The sequence below is a fragment of the Levilactobacillus sp. HBUAS70063 genome, from assembly GCF_038374745.1.
GTDB lineage: Bacteria > Bacillota > Bacilli > Lactobacillales > Lactobacillaceae > Levilactobacillus.
Map to the genome: position 1 here is coordinate 14,334 of NZ_JBANSM010000009.1, position 16,507 is coordinate 30,840.

The 16,507-nt window shown below is 54.7% G+C and carries 13 protein-coding genes; 6 read left to right on the forward strand and 7 right to left on the reverse strand.

Going from position 1 to position 16,507, the window contains the following annotated elements:
- Positions 1-143: 143 nt before the first annotated feature.
- Positions 144-2,288, forward strand: coding sequence for a collagen-binding domain-containing protein (locus V8I28_RS11945; protein ID WP_341780319.1), 2,145 nt, complete (start codon positions 144-146; stop codon positions 2,286-2,288).
- A gap of 285 nt (positions 2,289-2,573) precedes the next feature.
- Here the strand turns inward: V8I28_RS11945 and V8I28_RS11950 are convergent, their stop codons facing one another.
- Positions 2,574-3,317 (reverse strand): sulfite exporter TauE/SafE family protein, encoded by a 744-nt coding sequence (locus tag V8I28_RS11950; RefSeq protein ID WP_341780320.1) that lies wholly within the window; start codon positions 3,315-3,317, stop codon positions 2,574-2,576.
- Positions 3,318-3,456: 139 nt separating this feature from the next.
- Between V8I28_RS11950 and V8I28_RS11955 the strand changes: the two genes are divergently transcribed.
- Positions 3,457-4,179 (forward strand): SDR family oxidoreductase, encoded by a 723-nt coding sequence (locus tag V8I28_RS11955; protein ID WP_341780321.1) that lies wholly within the window; start codon positions 3,457-3,459, stop codon positions 4,177-4,179.
- Positions 4,180-4,234: 55 nt separating this feature from the next.
- Here V8I28_RS11955 and V8I28_RS11960 read toward each other — a convergent pair whose 3' ends face one another.
- Positions 4,235-4,936, reverse strand: a complete 702-nt coding sequence (locus V8I28_RS11960) for an SDR family NAD(P)-dependent oxidoreductase (protein ID WP_341780322.1) — start codon at positions 4,934-4,936, stop codon at positions 4,235-4,237.
- A gap of 305 nt (positions 4,937-5,241) precedes the next feature.
- Between V8I28_RS11960 and V8I28_RS11965 the strand changes: the two genes are divergently transcribed.
- Positions 5,242-6,099, forward strand: a complete 858-nt coding sequence (locus V8I28_RS11965) for an AraC family transcriptional regulator (RefSeq protein ID WP_341780323.1) — start codon at positions 5,242-5,244, stop codon at positions 6,097-6,099.
- Positions 6,100-6,174: 75 nt separating this feature from the next.
- On the forward strand, positions 6,175-7,038 hold the full coding sequence (locus V8I28_RS11970; RefSeq protein WP_341780324.1) for an SDR family oxidoreductase: 864 nt from the start codon (positions 6,175-6,177) through the stop codon (positions 7,036-7,038).
- 287 nt (positions 7,039-7,325) lie between these two features.
- Here V8I28_RS11970 and V8I28_RS11975 read toward each other — a convergent pair whose 3' ends face one another.
- The 3 genes from V8I28_RS11975 to V8I28_RS11985 all read right to left on the reverse strand — a co-directional run bounded on the left by V8I28_RS11975 (position 7,326) and on the right by V8I28_RS11985 (position 11,488).
- Positions 7,326-9,641: a CDP-glycerol glycerophosphotransferase family protein gene (locus tag V8I28_RS11975; RefSeq protein WP_341780325.1), complete on the reverse strand. Its 2,316-nt coding sequence runs from the start codon at positions 9,639-9,641 to the stop codon at positions 7,326-7,328.
- A gap of 10 nt (positions 9,642-9,651) precedes the next feature.
- The gene (locus V8I28_RS11980) at positions 9,652-10,584 is read right to left on the reverse strand and encodes a hypothetical protein (RefSeq protein ID WP_341780326.1); all 933 of its coding nucleotides are present in this window, start codon (positions 10,582-10,584) and stop codon (positions 9,652-9,654) included.
- A 541-nt stretch (positions 10,585-11,125) separates the two neighbouring features.
- Positions 11,126-11,488 (reverse strand): winged helix-turn-helix transcriptional regulator, encoded by a 363-nt coding sequence (locus tag V8I28_RS11985; RefSeq protein ID WP_341780327.1) that lies wholly within the window; start codon positions 11,486-11,488, stop codon positions 11,126-11,128.
- 122 nt (positions 11,489-11,610) lie between these two features.
- On the opposite strand from V8I28_RS11985, the gene V8I28_RS11990 reads away from it, so the two are divergent.
- Together V8I28_RS11990 and V8I28_RS11995 are read left to right on the forward strand one after the other, a co-directional pair.
- A complete protein-coding gene (locus V8I28_RS11990; RefSeq protein WP_341780328.1) occupies positions 11,611-12,816 on the forward strand; it encodes an MFS transporter in 1,206 nt (401 codons plus the stop codon).
- 174 nt (positions 12,817-12,990) lie between these two features.
- A complete protein-coding gene (locus V8I28_RS11995) occupies positions 12,991-15,120 on the forward strand; it encodes an L-type lectin-domain containing protein (RefSeq protein WP_341780329.1) in 2,130 nt (709 codons plus the stop codon).
- Between the two features lie 220 nt (positions 15,121-15,340).
- Here V8I28_RS11995 and V8I28_RS12000 read toward each other — a convergent pair whose 3' ends face one another.
- Positions 15,341-15,994 carry a TetR/AcrR family transcriptional regulator gene (locus tag V8I28_RS12000; protein WP_341780330.1) on the reverse strand — a complete coding sequence of 218 codons (654 nt, stop codon included), beginning with the start codon at positions 15,992-15,994 and terminating at the stop codon, positions 15,341-15,343.
- 208 nt (positions 15,995-16,202) lie between these two features.
- Positions 16,203-16,469 (reverse strand): hypothetical protein, encoded by a 267-nt coding sequence (locus tag V8I28_RS12005; protein WP_341780331.1) that lies wholly within the window; start codon positions 16,467-16,469, stop codon positions 16,203-16,205.
- Positions 16,470-16,507: the final 38 nt, after the last annotated feature.

A 16,507-nucleotide genomic window follows, 5' to 3' on the forward strand; every position in this document is an offset into this window, starting at 1 on the left:
GGCCATGACTGAGTGGTCAAGTCTTGACGAGATACTGCCAAGTCTAAACGATATTAGCGTTAATTTGTTAATTTAAAAAATAATTTCAAAATAACGTTGATTGTTTTTCTTCGGAGGACGAAAATGGAGATGGATTCTTTTTGATGAAAGGTAGGGATTTAGTCGATATGGAATTGAAACGGACGCATTTTAAGATGTATAAAGTTGGGCGTAAGTGGGTCTTCGCCTGTGCGGTCGTGCTCGCCATGGGGAGCAGCGCAACGGTGACGGCCAGTGCTGATGCCAACAGTAGTAGCAGTCAGCCACGGGTTTCGCAAGTTGGCAGTAGCAGTGAATCGGAGCAGTCTGGAGAGTCGGACTCGGATACACAGAATTCGACGGCCAAGCAGACTAGCGAGGAGTCGGACAATCAAGTTGGTGACAACGTTGATAACGGTAACCAATCGGATGGTGAATCTCAAAGCGACTTGAGCAGTCATTCAGACAGCGAGTCTTCCAGCGAAAAGCAATCTTCTCAGGAGTCTAGCAGTTCGGCAAACAGCCAAAAGGAGATAGTTGCCGAGAGCGAATCGGTGAAATCCAGCTCGTCGTCGCGTAACGTTGAGCAGGTGAAGTGGACGGCACCAGTCAAGAAGAACAAAAAGGTCAGTTATCAACATCAATCTAAGCTCAGTGCTGCGGCATTGGCGGCACAGCAATCCGTTAAGACCTTAACCTCCGCGCAGGTTAGAGAAAAGGTCAATGCCTTGATTGAAAAGGCCCAGGCCAAGTTGCCGGCAACCACCACGGCTCTGGAACCAATTGCCGAAGCCGAAATTCAATCCGGTGGGACCGTCTACGATGACTATCCGGACTTAGATAATCTGTTGGGCGTTTCCTCCGTCTTCCATATTTTCGCGCGGGAAGCCGAATTGAATGCGCATACCAACGGGAACGTTGCCGTTCAGAATCTGATTGGGAACGTGAACTTCGGGACTAACGTGATCGAAGAGTTACTGGACAAGGATATTTCTTACATACAGAACATCACCAACATTGCGGGAAGTTCCTTCGTGTCTAAGGGTGATACGCGTGAAAACAAGGTCGTCTTCGGTGATGGGATTACCATCGATATTAGTAATCCCAACCGGCCAATGGTCAATGGCGTGTACATCGACCACTTGCTGGCTTCCGAGGTCTACCAAGACCAGAACGGGCAAACGTACATCGACTTTGATGCCGAATTTGCCAAGTTAAAGGCCTTAAATGAATCGCTTACGGGCAAGCCGAGTGAGGCCACTTACAGCAATAGCGACTTTGCCGACCAGAATAGCCGCGTCATCGACATCACCGACATGACGCCTAACGCCAACAATCAGATTGTGATTAACTTGACGCCGGACGTCTTGAACGGCAATACGCCGCTGACCATCAAGGGCTTATCGCCGGATGCTGAGGGCACCACGGTCATCATTAACGTGGATACCGGCGGCCAAGCCGACTACGACGTGAACTCACAGATCAAGCTGATCTACAGTGACGGTAGTGAGCGGGATAACCAAGAAACCGAACACTTCGGCGATAACCACCTGTTGTGGAACTTCTACGACAGCACCGCTAGCGACAAGCAATACGGCGGAACTATTAACGTCAATGCCCCATTCCAAGGCAGTCTGTTGGCACCATCCGCCACAATCATTGCCAACCAAAACATCGATGGGAACTTGATTGCCGACAAGGTGATTGTTAGAGCCGAAACTCACCGCTGGGACCTGCAAGGCAATAGCGATGAAGAGGATGAAGACGAAGACGTCGAGGAAGAGGACTTTGAAAAGCCAATTCACCCCGGGATCGACGTTGAAATGCCGAACATCGAAGAACCCGATACGGAAGAACCCGGGACTGAAGAACCCGGCACCGAAGAACCTGGCGAAGAAATTCCGAACGAGGGCGGCGATGAAGATTTAACCTACGAACACGAACATCCCGACTATGCCGAGGATGAAGAGACCGCGGATTTGTGGGACGATCTAATTGACGCCGAGGCCGAGGAACCAGCCGCAGCGCACGCCGATGAGCAAGCGCTGTTAAGCCGGGTTGACCAGGCGATTGCCAACGCCAAGGCGCAGGGCAATACCGCACTGGTCGCTAAGCTAGAAGCCATTCGTAGCCGGATCTTAGGCGATCTGGGTGGTTTGCCACAGACCGGCGAAGCTCAGAATAACTGGGCACCGGCCGTGGGAGCAGCCCTCTTAGCTAGCCTATTGGGAACCTTAGGCGCGGTTAAGATCAAGAAACGTCGGAATTAATTTTTTCCAAAATGAAAAGCATGACCTCGCCAAATGGTGGGATCATGCTTTTTTTGCGTTCATCGCTAGAGAGTTAAAGGTTGAGAAATATAAATTGACCAAAACTAGGGTTGTCGTGCGACCCATGACGTTAATTTTAGTCGTTAACCGTTCCGTAGCGGAAATTGGTTGCTTTGCCGTTCGCAAAATGTGGGGGGGAACGCGGTGGACGGACCGGACCTGAGAAGCGGTCTCGCTTTAAGACGAAGCTGTATTTGACGAACTCTTGGTTACAAGGCTTCCAAGCTAGAGAACCATCTTGACCGCCATGGCCATGATGAGAACCCCCATGAATGGCTTGAGATAGGCGTTGAGCTTCTGTGGATCGGCGTGCATCAGCAGGCGCGGGGCACAGAAGGCACCCAACATCGCGCCAATCATCAGGCTAATTCCGATCTGCCAGTTGACGCTGTTGGCCGACATGTGGAAAATCAGGCCAACTAGCGTGGTTCCGACCAAGACGTAGGCGGAGGTCGCCGCCGCGGGAATCATGTCTAGGCCGAGAACCAGAAGCCCGGCAATGATGGGGCCCCCGCCGGATAACCCGGCAACGCCGACCATCAGACCACTGATGATGCCGTAGCTGGCGGCCTGCAGACCTTGATGGTGAACTACCTTGGCCTGCCGATGACTAAATCGTTTAACTAGGATCTGAATCCCCAGTGAAAATAAAATAATGGCGACCAGCCAAGTGTAGATTCTAACCGGAATGTAGGGGGAAATCAGTGCCCCAACAATGGTCGCCGGAATGGCCGGAATTAGCATTTGATTTCCAATTTTAAAGTGAATTTGACCGGTGCGGTAATGGCCGTAAGCTCCGACCAGTAGCGAAGGGAAGGCCGTGAACAGTGAGGTAGCGGCAGCCGATCCCGGGGCGAGGTGGAAGACGGTGGTCAAAAGGCCTAGATAGATGGCCGCGCCGCCACCGCCGGTTGAAATCACCAATAGTCCAACAATAAACCCAGTAATTAATAAAGTTAACCCTGTCATTGACCCGCACAGCTCCTTACCCATTAAATCGTCTGGTTTCAGTGTACAAGTCGGGGGGCGGAGCGTCAATTTTTTCAGATGATTTGCGAATGTTGCGGTATGATAGGAATTAACTAGATTTTTAACTGGAGGTAAGCGAATGAAATTAGCACAGCAACGACTCGTCATTGTCGGTGGAACCTCAGGATTTGGGGAAGCAGTGGCTGCTCAGGCCTTGGTTCGGGGGGCCAATGTTCAAGTGGTTGGCCACAGTCAAGCGCACGTGGATGCCGCGGTGGCCCGCCTCAAACAAACGGGAGCGACCATCACCGGTACGGCGTTGGACGCTCAGGACAGGCAACAGCTCACCGCGTTTTTTGCGCAACAGGAGAAGCTCGACCACGTTCTGTCATTTCTCGGTGGAGCCATGGGCGGCGGCTTTTTGGACAATTCGGTGGCGGCGATTCGCCAAGCGATTGAGGATAAGTTCTTCGCCAATCTTCAACTGGCCCAGATTGCAGCGACTCGGCTGAAGCCGCACGGGTCGCTGATCTTTACCTCGGGTGCGGGGGGGCATCCCCACGATGCCTCCGGCGCCATCGTGGGTAACCAAGCGATTAATACGATGGTGGCCGGTCTGGCGGTTGAAATGTCACCGGACTATCGGGTGAACGCGGTCGCGCCCACCTGGACGCCCACCGGCCTCTGGCGAAACTTAACGTCCGAACAGGTCGAACAACAGGCCACCGACTTTGCTCAGGGAGTACCGTTGAAACGCGTGGCTACGCCGGATGAGGTGGCGGCGGCTTACATTTACCTGATGCAAAATGACTTTGTCACCGGACAGGTTTTACACGTGGACGGCGGCGTGGATTTGATGTGACGCGAACGAGCCTGGGCGATTTTGTCCCAGGCTCGCTTTTGCGAAGACTTATCGTTTAAAATTTTACCGGTACAATCACGCCGTTGACATAGCTGGCGGCGTCGGAACACAGGAACAGGGCCGTCTGGGCAATCTTGTTGCCACTCGGTGAGGTTGGGACCGTAATGCCCAATGGCGTCTCGGCATCTTTACTGCCGGGGGCGATGGCGTTGATCCGAATTCCGGCGTTCTGGTACATGAAGGCTGTATTCTTGGTTAAGCCGACCACGGCATGCTTAGACGCCGCGTAGGCCGCGCTGGCCCGGTCGCTGGTGTCGCCTTCCACGGCGGCGATGTTCAGGATGACGCCGGAACCTTGCTGCGTGAAGCGTTTGAGGGCTTCTCGCGTGGCCAACATGACGCTGGTGGTGTTGACCGTCATCACGCGATCCCACAGCTCGTTGGTTAACGTCTCGGCGGGGGCTAATTTATCTAGCATCCCCGCGTTGTTAACCAAGATATCCAAATGACCAAAGTGGTCGATGGCCGCTTGTACCATGGCGGTGACGTCCGCGTCTCTGGTGACGTCGGTGACAGCGGCAATGGCCGTTCCACCGTCTGTGGTGATACCGTCAACCACGGCGTTTAACGCCTCGGCATTGCTATCAGCGGCGACGACCTGGGCGCCTTCTTTGGCGAAAAGTTCGGCGATGGCTTGACCCTTACCAGACCCGGCACCGGTGACAATGGCAACTTTTTTCGTTAATTGTTGAACCACGTTACTCACTCCTCATAGAAACTATTTTAGGGGATTGAAAGGTTGGGGGCTAATGCTTAGCCGTGACGTTCGCCAATCTCAGATCATCCTCACCTTCATTATAGGCGTTTGCGGCTGGCGTGCGGTGTCTTTTTTGAAATGACGACCGGTTCATCCGCTTCATGGTTTTGCAAAAAATAAGATACAATGAGTTTACCCATGATCTTTAACAGCCGGCCCTACCCGACCAAAGTGGGCTGACGATTATCAAGTTTTTCGGTGGTTCACCGAGTAGACTGGCTTTAGGAATGAAGGAGGACTTTCTCATGCAACCCTTGAATCAGTTGATTGATTTTGTTGAAGCACATTTGACGGACGACCTCTCGTTTGCCGCGGTGGCTCGTCAGCAAGGGGTTTCGGAATATCACTTGCGTCGGACTTTTTCTTTTATTGCTGGGATGACGCTTCATGATTATGTGCGTCAACGGCGGCTAGCCGTGGCTAATGGGGATTTGGTCAATGGACAGTCCGTCACGACGGTTGCCTTTAAGTACGGCTACCAATCCGTTGAGGGGTTCTCCCGGGCCTTTCGCGAGTGGAGTGGTCATCTGCCATCTGAGGTTCGTCAAAGTGGCTTGCAGAAGGCCTTCCCTAAACTTTTATTCCACATTGAAATCAAAGGAGGCATCCCGATGAACTTTAAAATTGAACAGAAACCCACCTTTAATCTGGTTGGCGTCACGGAACGCGTCCCCATTCAGTTTTCCGGGGAAAATCCAGCTATTCAGGCGTTGGCCCAAAGCATTACGCCCGCGCAACGGGCACACATGCACGCGTTAGGTGATCTCTATCCCCATCAGGTCTTAAACGCTTCTTATGCCTTTGACGAGGGGCGGCTAGACGAGCAGGGTCAGCTTACTCAGATGATTGGCTTTGCCACAACTAAGGAAAACCCTTATGCTGACTTGAACCAGGTCACGGTACCCAGCCATACCTGGGCCATCTTCCCCAATAAGGGTCCCTTCCCACAGCAACTTCAAGAGACCTGGGGCCGTATCTATAGCGAGTGGTTGCCCGCTTCTGATTACGAGCTGGTTGAGGCGCCCGAAATTTCCTTTTCACAGTTTGGCAGTGCGGATGTTGCCAGTGAGATTTGGATTGCGGTGACGTCAAAGAAGAAATAGCGGGTCAGCTTGATTGACCGGGGGAAGATGGGATGTTACTTTTAAAGTAACATGAATTTGGAGGCGTTTATTCTGATGAAATACGTTGTTACCGGTGCCACGGGGCATCTTGGAACGCAAATTGTAACGGCTTTAGCGAAATTAGTGGTGCCCACCACCATGACGTTGGGCGTGCACACGCCGGCCAAAGCCGCGGCATTCGCCCAGCAGGGGATGACCGTTCTGCCGCTGGATTATCGCCAGCCGGCAACGGTGACGGCCGTCCTGGACGCGGCGGACGTGGTGATTTACGTCCCCAGCAAGAGTCACGACAGTTTTAGCCGGGTCACGGAATTTGAAAATGTCCTAGCCGCCGCTGAGCAAGCCCACATTGGCCATCTGATCGTGATGGGGTTCATCGCCGACCAGACGAACAATCCGTTTGACCTGTCCGCCTTTTACGGGTACGTGCCACGGCGATTGGCGGCTAGCGGCCTGTCCTATACAATTCTGCGTAATGCGCTATACGCCGATCCGTTGGTGCCTTATTTACCGGAATTAATCGACCGCCACAACGTGATTTATCCGATGGGGGATGCCTCGCTTAGCTTTATCAGCCTGCAGGATAGTGCGGCGGCCTTTGCCAAGGTCGCGGTGACGCCGGCTTTGTGGCGGCAACCCAGCTACACCCTGACGCAGGAGCGGTCCTACACGATGCCGGCACTGGCCGCCGTCTTGAGCCAAGTATCCGGTCAGTCGATTGGCTACGCGCCGGTCACGCTGCGTAAATTCGCCGAACTGTACAATCAGGGTAATGAGGGCCACATGCTGGCGTCCATGTACGCTGCCGGTGCGCGGGGTTTGTTGGCCACCGTAACGGACGATTACCAGACGATTATGGGCCATCCCGCCCAGAGTTTGCCAGACTTTTTGACCGCACAACTGGCCAGCCAAGGCTAGAAGCTGTTTAAGCGAAATAAACCGGCTTAACCGCCGAGGATCGGTCGCGCCTGCTGAGCTATAACCGCGGTGGGCGTTGTATTCAGCGATTACCTTCGCGTTTTGAATCGACAATAGGTTTGTCAGACTAATCACAGAGATTAAGTCAGTGAAAAACACCCCCGTTAACGACGATGCTTGTCGTTGACGGGGGTGTTTTCGCTGTTTAACAGCGGGTTGAAAGTGGAATTAACGCGTTAATTCCCAGAATGATGGTGTGCCGTCACTAAAATTAGGGTAACCACCGCTTATTTCAGATCGTCTGCATCGAAGAAGGCTTCGACCACCCGTTGCGTGGCGTGACCGTCTTCCCAGGCGTTGAAGCGTTGGCTGAAACGGTCGTAGGCTGCCGCGTAATCTTGCGTGACCTGGGGGAGATGGTGCAGGGCATCCAGAACGTCATCGTTGGTCTTCAGCAGCGGTCCGGGCAGGTCCTTTTCCATGTCGAGATAAAAGCCACGCAGGACGCTGCCGTATTTCTCATAATCGTAAACGAAGTAGAGAATCGGCCGCTTCAGGATGGCGTAGTCGAAGAAGACGCTGGAGTAGTCGGTAATCAGAACGTCCGAGATCAGGTAGAGTTCAGCAATGTCGTCGTAACTGGACTCGTTGTAGACGAAGTCGCCGAAGCCGGTGGTGTCGAGATGCTCCGTAATGAAATAGTGGGTTCGCAAGACCAGCACGTACTCATCGCCCAGCTCGCGTTTCAACCGGTTAATGTCCAATTTTAACGTGAACTTGTAGTCGCCGACGCCGTAGTAATCGTCGTCTCGCCAAGTCGGTGCGTAGAGAATAATCTTCTTGTCCAGGGGAATTCCCAGCTTCTCCTTAATCTGCCGGGCGCGGGTATCACGGCCCGGGGCGCTGAGGATATCGTTGCGGGGGTAGCCCGACTTCAACATCTTAGCGACCGGATACATGAAGGCGTGCTCGAACACGTCGACCGAGAATTGGTTGGCCGTGACCAGGTAATCCCACTGCCGCGATTGCTGGAAGAAGATCTGTTTATACAGCGGGTTGGCGCTGGCCACGTTGTCCATGTCGAAGACCAGGTGCTTGAGCGGCGTCCCGTGCCAGGTCGCAAGGAATTTCGTCCCCGGCCGCTTGACGAACCACTTGGGCTGGCGCATGTTGATGACCTGAAATTTGGCCGTGGCCAGATAGTACATGTACCGCCAACCAAAGCGTTTGACAACCTTGGTATTCGGCTGGCCGGTCGGCATACCCGTCACGCCGGGATTGGAAATCCAGACGTGCTTGAACTGGCCGGGATAGGTCGTTTGTAAATAATTGTAGACGGCCTTGGGACTATCCGAAAAATTTCGTCCGAGGAAGGATTCGTAGAGAATGGTATTCGGCTTGAGCGGGAGCTTGGTGAACCACCACATGTAGGATAAGCGGGTAACCCCGCGGCCGCGGTGCTTGATGACCCGGCCGAGTTGGCGCAGGTGGACAATTCGGTCGACGGCGCGTTGTGGACAGGTGGCGTGTTGGCGAATGTGTTTGAGAATCCGTCGACTGAGTAACGAAACCTCATCGAGGGCGGTCTCGTCGACCAGCCGTAGAAAGGCCTGTAGCTGAACCATCAAGCCGGGCACGTCGGTTACCGAAGGGTCCTCGGCGGTGGCACCGGTCGCGAGCGCCATATAGAGAAAGCGGTGCAGGCGATACAGGCAGTAGCGACTGAATGCCAGGTGCAGGTCGGGTGCCGTGATGGCCGCCAGACTGGCCTGCCAGGAGGCGATTCGCTGTTGCCAACGGTCGGCGACGACCAGCTGGTGCACGGATGGCTGATTGACCGGGTCGTTGTGTTTAACGCGAATGTAGGTGGGGTTGGCTAGCCGCACGTAGCGGTTGGTGTGGGCCATCACCTGCGTGAGAAAGGGATAGTCGGGGTACAGAGCATTGGTCTCGTCAAAGGCGAGGTGGTGGTCCTGAACCAATTGCCGGTTAACGACCTTCCCGGTGATCTTAAGTTGCCGGTTAAATTGGTTCCAGCGCGAATCGCCGGCTAGGCTCACGTATTTATGCTGAAGCCAGTTATCGGCGGTGGGCGTCACGGTTAGGCCAGGCGTTAGTTGCCCCAGCATAGCCGTGCTGAGGTTGACGGCGCGGTTCTTGGGTTGGCGGCGTTTGGCCCCGCCCCATTTCGGCAAATTGTCTTGTACCGCCGTCTGGGCCGAGCTCGCCACGAAAGAGGTGTGGGGCTCGTAAGTCGGGTACTGGTAGAGGTCGCCGAACGTCTCGGCGGGAAATGGCGTAATGGCGGCCAGGGTTGCCAGGGCATCGGCGGTTAAATAATCATCGCTGTCCACGAAGACCAGCCAGTCACCACTGGCGGCGGCCATTGCGGCGTTGCGCGCGGCCCCCACGGTTGCCCCGTGAAAGGTCACCTGGCGCACGGCGAAGGGCACCTGCCAGTCGGCGCTAGTGAGGTTCAGCGGTTCGTTTAGGGCAATCACCCATTCGAAATCCGTGGTCGTCTGGGCCAGTAAGTTGTGGCGGAGCGCCAACAGTTGGGGAAGCTCTTCATTTTGACAGGGTGTGATTAAACTAAATTTCATGGTCGGCCTCCTAGTAGAACAACTGATGGGCCACGCGAGGTGACAGCAGTTGTAATAATCTCAGGCGGGACCAGTGATGGAGCGGCCTAGTGGTGTTTTGTTTGATCCGCGCCAATAGTTCGGTGTGATCTTCTTTGGTCAGTTGCTTGCGGTCGATGCTCTTCAACAGGGCGTTGAGTTGCCGTTGGAAATAGGCCTGGTAAACGGGCTGCCACATGACGTCCAACTGCTCAACATCGATTTTCTCCAGTTCGTTGAGCCAGGCAATCGGCGTAGCTTCGACCCACATGGCGCGTTGCAGCGTGGGGACGTGGAGCCGAACCACATCCGGACTCTGCCGCAAGACGGCGAAGGCCTGGGCGGCGGAAGCCAGCGGGAGCGTGGGGTTAAGCAGTTCGGTCGGCAGGAGAATGCCGGTCGGCCGAATCCGTTGCGTCAGGTGCCGAACGCTTTGCAGGTTGGTCTGTACCGAGTAATTTTGCAGGCTCCAGAGCGTCAGCAGTTGTTCGTCCGGGTTATCGAGTGAATCACTCGCCAGTTGCCGGTAGGTCTGTTGCAACGCGGCTTCCTGGTGATCGACCACGTAGGCGGCGATTTGGTCGTGAAGTGGTTGGTGCGCGTCAAAAGCCGCCAAACTGATGGGACTGCCCGGGTGTTGGGCCGTGACCTGGGCCCACTGTTGCAGGGCGCCGGGTAAGACGTGATCAGTTTCGCGGAGGTTAATGAGATAATTTTGCGGGGCCAGGGGTAACTGGAGCTGGTTAATCGTCAGTTGCCAGTCCTGGGCCTGCTTTTGTTGCGTAGGCGTTAATTTTTGGGGCGCGTTTAAGTGCAAGTTAAAAGATGCGGCTGCAAAGTGCTGGTTGGTTAATTCCCCGATGAGAGTACTGAGGCACTCCCAGTCCAACGTGGCTTGCGGCACGATATTGATGAATACGTGCATGATTTTTTCCCTTCTCCGATGAAATCTGTAGCTAGTTAATAACCTGACAGAGCTATAACAGCCCTATTATACAGAGTTTGTTTGCTGGGTGCACGAACTCTTTAAGAATGAGGCGAAAACTTAAGGATTCTCAATCTTTTTGACCATGAAACGTCCAGGCGGGGGATGTTTCATGCCGCCTTACCGTTCGCGCCAGATGAGCTGGAACGCGGTGGGCAGGACGGTTAAAGACTGAGGAAGCGGTCTTTAGCCTCGCTTTGAACCGCCCAACCCGTGTTTCAAAGTCGCCATTATCTAACCGGCTGACGCCGCTCAGATGATCCCACGGCTGAGCTCATCTGGCGCTTCACTCTCGGCTACTGCGTGTCAATGCCGAAGCCACGCCGATTTTAGTAATCAGCGTGGTTAGCGGATTGTGCCGAAACATTTTTGTAGGAAGCGGCCAATTCCGTAAGACGACGCCGGTTCTATAGCCACTAACATCTGGCGCGAACGGCAAGGCGTCCAGCCCGCACCCACAACCAGAAAAAAAGCCGGATGGCTAAACGTCATCACGGCTAAGTAAGGTGATTTTTTCGCCCGCGGCCTCGCGGCGGTCGATGTTGTCCTCGCCCCAGACGCAGAGCTCGTGGAGGATGCCCGACAGCGTCCGGCCGTAGTCGGTCAACGCATAGTCGACGCGCGGGGGAACCTGTTGGTAGACGTGGCGGGAAACGATGTCCGCCGCTTCTAACTCCCGGAGTTGCTGGGTCAACATCTTTTGCGAGATTTGCGGGATGGCGCGGGCGAGTTCACCTGTCCGCATGGTGTGGTGGCGGAGATGGCAGAGAATGATGGATTTCCATTTGCCGCCGATGATTTCCATCGTGGCTTCGACACCAATGTGATAAGTTTTTGTGGGCATGAAACGGCCTCCTGACTGATGGTTACTTTTTGGTGGGTAGGGCACTTTAAAGTGGGTTCTTGTTCTAAAGTTCTTAGCAAGTATAATCAATAACTATCGTATTAGCAATCAAGGAGGTCATGATGACACAAAAAATTTCACCAACTTTAACGTTACTGGCGTTGGCCGTGAGTGCCTTTGCCATTGGTTCTACCGAATTCATCAGCGTGGGGCTGATCCCGCTGTTGATTCAAAGCTTTCACGTTAGCCTGGCTCAGGCCGGTCTGACGGTCTCGGTCTATGCGCTGGGTATCATGGTCGGCGCACCGGTGATGACGCTATTGACGGGGCAGATTAACCGCCACACGCTGATGGTCATCATCATGTTACTCTTTATCACGGGTAACCTGGTGGCGGCCTTCGCCCCAACCTTTACCGTCTTGCTGGCCGGGCGAGTAGTCGCGGCCTTGGCCCACGGTATCTTTATGACGGTGGCGTCCGTGATTGCCGCGGACGTCGTGGCACCGTCTAAACGGGCATCGGCCATCGCCGTCATGTTTACCGGGCTAACCGTCGCCACGGTGACTGGGGTTCCGCTGGGGACGATGATTGGACAGTTGGGTGGCTGGCGTTGGTCGTTTATCTTTATCAGTCTGATTGGGTTGATCGGGTTGGTGGCCGACTACGTCCTAGTTCCCCGGAATTTGCCGTTGCCGAGCAAGGCGACCTTCCGCGGGATGCTCCGGGTGCTGAGCAATCCCCAGTTACTTCTGGCCCTATTGGTCACGGCGCTGGGATACGGCGGGACCTTCGTGGCCTACACCTACCTGTCCCCACTCTTGGAGCAGCAGATGGGGTGGTCGAGTAGCGCCGTGGTCGTGATTCTGGTGATTTACGGTCTGATGGTGGCGTTCGGCAACACACTGGGTGGTCGCTGGGCCAATGCCAAGCCGTTAGCGGCGTTGCTGAAGATGTTTACCGGCTTATTCGTGACGTTGTTGGTATTGACGGTGACCGCCAATAGCCAGTGGCTGGGGTTGCTGACGGTTCTGGCCATGGGATTCTTCGCGTTCATGAACGTGCCAGGGCTGCAGTTATACATTGTCCAACTCGCCGAAGCCTATACGCCGGCCGATATTACCATGGCCTCGGCGTTAAATATCTCAGCCTTCAACGTGGGCATTGCCCTAGGTTCCGGGATTGGTGGGCAGGTTACTCACCAACTGGGGCTGGCCTGGACGCCATTCTTCGGCGCCATTATGGTCGCCCTCAGTATTGGTTTGACGTGGGGACTGATTCGCTTGGCCCGGCCGTCGAAGCGACTGGTTCATAAATTCAATCATAATTAGGCAACATGACACGGCAGGGCTGTAACGGCGCTGTCGTTTTGTTTTAATCGCAAATGGAATCGCTAACATAGGTTTGGAAATAACTAATTATTTATATTCAAAAAATTACATAGGATTAATGATAATTTTCTGTATAATTTAGTATTAGTAAAAAAATATAAAGGGGAGAGGACAGTGAAAAGAATAGGACAAGCCCTGCTGTTGCTGGGTCTAGCGTGGGTCGGTTGGGGTCAGCCGGCGCAAGCTCGAGCCGATACCGGCGACGTTGATCTCGCTCACGCGATTGCCACGGCGCCACGGGGGATTCCGTTATCGCGGGAGTTTGCGGTCGATATTCCGGGGTCCGCCACGAAGTTGTTGGATTCCCCCACGGTACCGCAGTCAATCGCGCAGATTACGCCGGATGCGCCCAATCAGGTGGGCGCCGTTTGGTCACGAATGGGCAGCGGTGGCCAGCAGAATCAATTCGATCTAACCCAGGACATGGAGATGGGGTTTTGGCTGTATTTCGGCAATAAGCAGGCATCCGCCGGTGAGGGACTGGCCTTTGTGGTCCAAAACTCGCCGCAGGGCGACCACGCGCTGGCCAGCGGCGGCCAATCGCTGGGCGTCTGGGGACGGGCAACCACGGTCAAGGAAGGCCACGCAGCCGAGATTGCCCAGACGGCGATTCAAAACAGCTGGGCGTTGGAGTTCGACACGCACGTGAACGCCGAAATCACGGACGTAGCAGGGTATTTCGATGGGGCCGAAGCCACGAAGAAAACTCCTCACATCGCCTATGCCTCACCGGCCGACCCGAGTTATTACAAGTGGACGCCGGAACTGATTAACAGTAGCTGGCAGGCGGGCTATCTATTGCGGCACTACCACGCTAACCCGTTAAACCACGCCGCAGATGGGAATTGGCACCATTTCTCGCTATTCTGGCAACCAACGACGCGGCGGCTAACTTACTACTATGACGACCGGGACCCGGCGACGAATCAGGCGCGCGAGATATTTGACTCCGATGTCTTTGACGTCAATCCCGAGGACCTGGCCAATGGGGTGACGGACCCGACCAAGGCCTACTGGGGGATCACCGGTGCGACGGGTCCCACGAACAGTGCCAATCAGCTGGTAATGGTCGACCACGCCTCATCGTTGGGCAAGGTCACCACGGCCGTTCATCTGGACGACGAGACCACTCATAGCGAGGTGCAGGCCGACACCACGGTGGCCGCGGGAGATCGGCTCACCTACCGCTACGAGTTTGACTATCAGCCCACGGTCGATGAGCAGGCGCTGGCGCCGCTAACCATGACCATGCCGGTACCGGAAGGACTCGAGGTGAGCGGTGGTCGCGTGACTTATGACGATCAGACCGCCGATCAGATTGCCAAGCCCACGGGAAAGACCATTCGGGTGACGTGGTCCAGGGGGCTCACGAAGCGCCGACACCACGCCACGGTCACCGTGACCGGGCATGCGTTGCCGGCTAAACAAACCGTGACTCGGCCGAGTGTGACCGCGGCCTTCTACGGCGACAATTATCAGGCCAGTCTTACGTCCTCTACTTATCAGGTGAAAGGTGGCTTGTATCTGCGGTTAACCAACTTGGGGGATGAGGTGGTTGTGGTGAAGCGCCACGAGACGGCGACCGTCAACGTTCGGCTGCAAAATGGCGAATTTTCCCTGAGTCCGGCGGAGATTGCCCAGTATCCCTTGCAGATTCACCTGAACCAGCGCGACTACCAGCTGGCCGATTTTGCCGGTCAGCAGGCGGCCAACGGGGATTATCGACTCCACATTCCGGGAAAATTACTGGCAGCGGGGGAGAATACGCTGGCGGTGCAGGCCAAGAACGCGCAACACCAGTCGAACGTCCTGAACATTTCGCTGGTCCGGTCCCCGGGGACGCTGAGTTTCGAGCGAATTCCGGCGCAGGCGTCCTTCGAATCGTACAGCCTGACCGGCCAACACCTGCTGTTGCATCGGAATAACGACTGGCAGTTGGCTGTGCGTGACGAGCGAGGCACCCATCAGCGTTGGCGCCTGGAGGTGGCCTTGCGCGGGGCCTTTGAAACGGCGACGGGTCGGCAACTCAGTGGTCAACCCCTCCTGGTCGGTCCTCATGGTCAGGCGCCCATTGACGCTAAAGGCGCGACTGTGGTGGACAAGGTCAGCCAGTCCGACGATGAGGTGACGGCGGTCGACCGGGAGTGGACCACCAACACGGGAATCCTCCTGGACGTGGCTGCGGACGCCCTGGCCGGCGACTACCAGGGAACGTTGCAGTGGTCGCTGGTCAATGCGGAGTAGCCGTGAGTTAAATTTGGTCTCAGCCGTGAGATTATCCCAAACGTTTTACTGGGGATAACGGCGACTTTGAGCCGTGGTTTTCAGCTCAAAGCGAGGGACCAGACCGCACCGCGTTCCAGACCAAATTTAACGAACGATAAGGCGGCCAGCGCAGGCGCAGAGCAATCATATTGGTCAAAAAATCCCAAGAAGGTGAATAATCACCATCTTGGGATTTTAGTTATTCGGGTTGTAAGACTTTCTCCAATTCCGCCACCATATACTTGGCCTCATCGGCGTCCTGCCAATCCCGATTGGGAAAGAGGACGTAGCGGTCCAGGATGTAACCGGCAATGATTGACGCGATATACCGAAAGATCATATTGAAGGGCCAGTCGATAATCAAGTGGTGTTGCTGGAGCTTCGTGACGGTGCCCTCGAAGGACCCCATGAACTGGTCGCGGGCAACCTCGATAAATTCTTGGCGGAGATCTTCATTATAGAGAAGTTCGCTGAAGAAGACCTTGATGGCGTCCTGGTTGGCCGCAGCGAATTCCATCCGATTCTGAACGAAGATGACGAGAAAGTCGTGGAGATTCGTGAAGGGCTTGCTCAGGGTATCCTTCTTTAACTCGGCGGCAACATCGGGGATGATTTGCTGGATGACCGGTTCCAGGGCCACCCGTAAGATGTTGGCCTTAGACTTAAAGTGCTTGAACATCGTGCCCTCGGACTGATGGGCGGCAACGGCGATTTGGTGCGTGCTGGTGTTGGCATAGCCCTGCTTAGCGAAGAGTTGGATACTCGCAATCAGCACGTCCTTTTGTTTTTGCGTAAGATCCTTCGTCGCTTGAATCGTGGCGGGAAATTGGTCCAAAATTTTATTAATCGACATGACGTGACCACCTTTACGAGTGTTAGGGGTGACCGGCGTGACGCGGCGGCTCCCGTTTCTTTCGAAAAAAGCTTCTGTCATCATCTTACCAGCTTGAAAGGGAAATGCCAGCCAAATGGTGACCAAGCCGGCGAGGTCGCAGACATTAAAAATCGGGCATGCTCGCAGTCATCCCCGGTTTTTAAGTAAAGAGCTTATTGTATTTAACTTAATGTGCCTGTGCGGTCGTCTTTCTGTAGGCGAAGTAGAACTGTGTAATCGCCAAGATAACGTTAATCCAGTTGACTGCCGTGAACCAACCCGTCAGACCAGCGACGCCAGCAACCCCGTAGAATACCCAGAAGCCGGCAATAATAGCAACTACGTTAATCCAGCCGAACCACTTCATTAATTCCCGGTTTGTCGTTGCCGTGCACGTCCAAATACCATTGATAACTAACCAAATAGCAAGAATCCAAAATGTTGTGGTAAACATATTAAAATCCCCTTTCTAGTTATCGAGCGAGTAATCAC

Coding starts and splice junctions, on each gene's coding strand:
- V8I28_RS11945 (WP_341780319.1), top strand. CDS start 144: ATGAAAGGTAGGGATTTAGTCGATATGGAATTGAAACGGACGCATTTT.
- V8I28_RS11950 (WP_341780320.1), bottom strand. CDS start 3,317: ATGACAGGGTTAACTTTATTAATTACTGGGTTTATTGTTGGACTATTG.
- V8I28_RS11955 (WP_341780321.1), top strand. CDS start 3,457: ATGAAATTAGCACAGCAACGACTCGTCATTGTCGGTGGAACCTCAGGA.
- V8I28_RS11965 (WP_341780323.1), top strand. CDS start 5,242: ATGCAACCCTTGAATCAGTTGATTGATTTTGTTGAAGCACATTTGACG.
- V8I28_RS11970 (WP_341780324.1), top strand. CDS start 6,175: ATGAAATACGTTGTTACCGGTGCCACGGGGCATCTTGGAACGCAAATT.
- V8I28_RS11975 (WP_341780325.1), bottom strand. CDS start 9,641: ATGAAATTTAGTTTAATCACACCCTGTCAAAATGAAGAGCTTCCCCAA.
- V8I28_RS11980 (WP_341780326.1), bottom strand. CDS start 10,584: ATGCACGTATTCATCAATATCGTGCCGCAAGCCACGTTGGACTGGGAG.
- V8I28_RS11985 (WP_341780327.1), bottom strand. CDS start 11,488: ATGCCCACAAAAACTTATCACATTGGTGTCGAAGCCACGATGGAAATC.
- V8I28_RS11990 (WP_341780328.1), top strand. CDS start 11,611: ATGACACAAAAAATTTCACCAACTTTAACGTTACTGGCGTTGGCCGTG.
- V8I28_RS12000 (WP_341780330.1), bottom strand. CDS start 15,994: ATGTCGATTAATAAAATTTTGGACCAATTTCCCGCCACGATTCAAGCG.
- V8I28_RS12005 (WP_341780331.1), bottom strand. CDS start 16,469: ATGTTTACCACAACATTTTGGATTCTTGCTATTTGGTTAGTTATCAAT.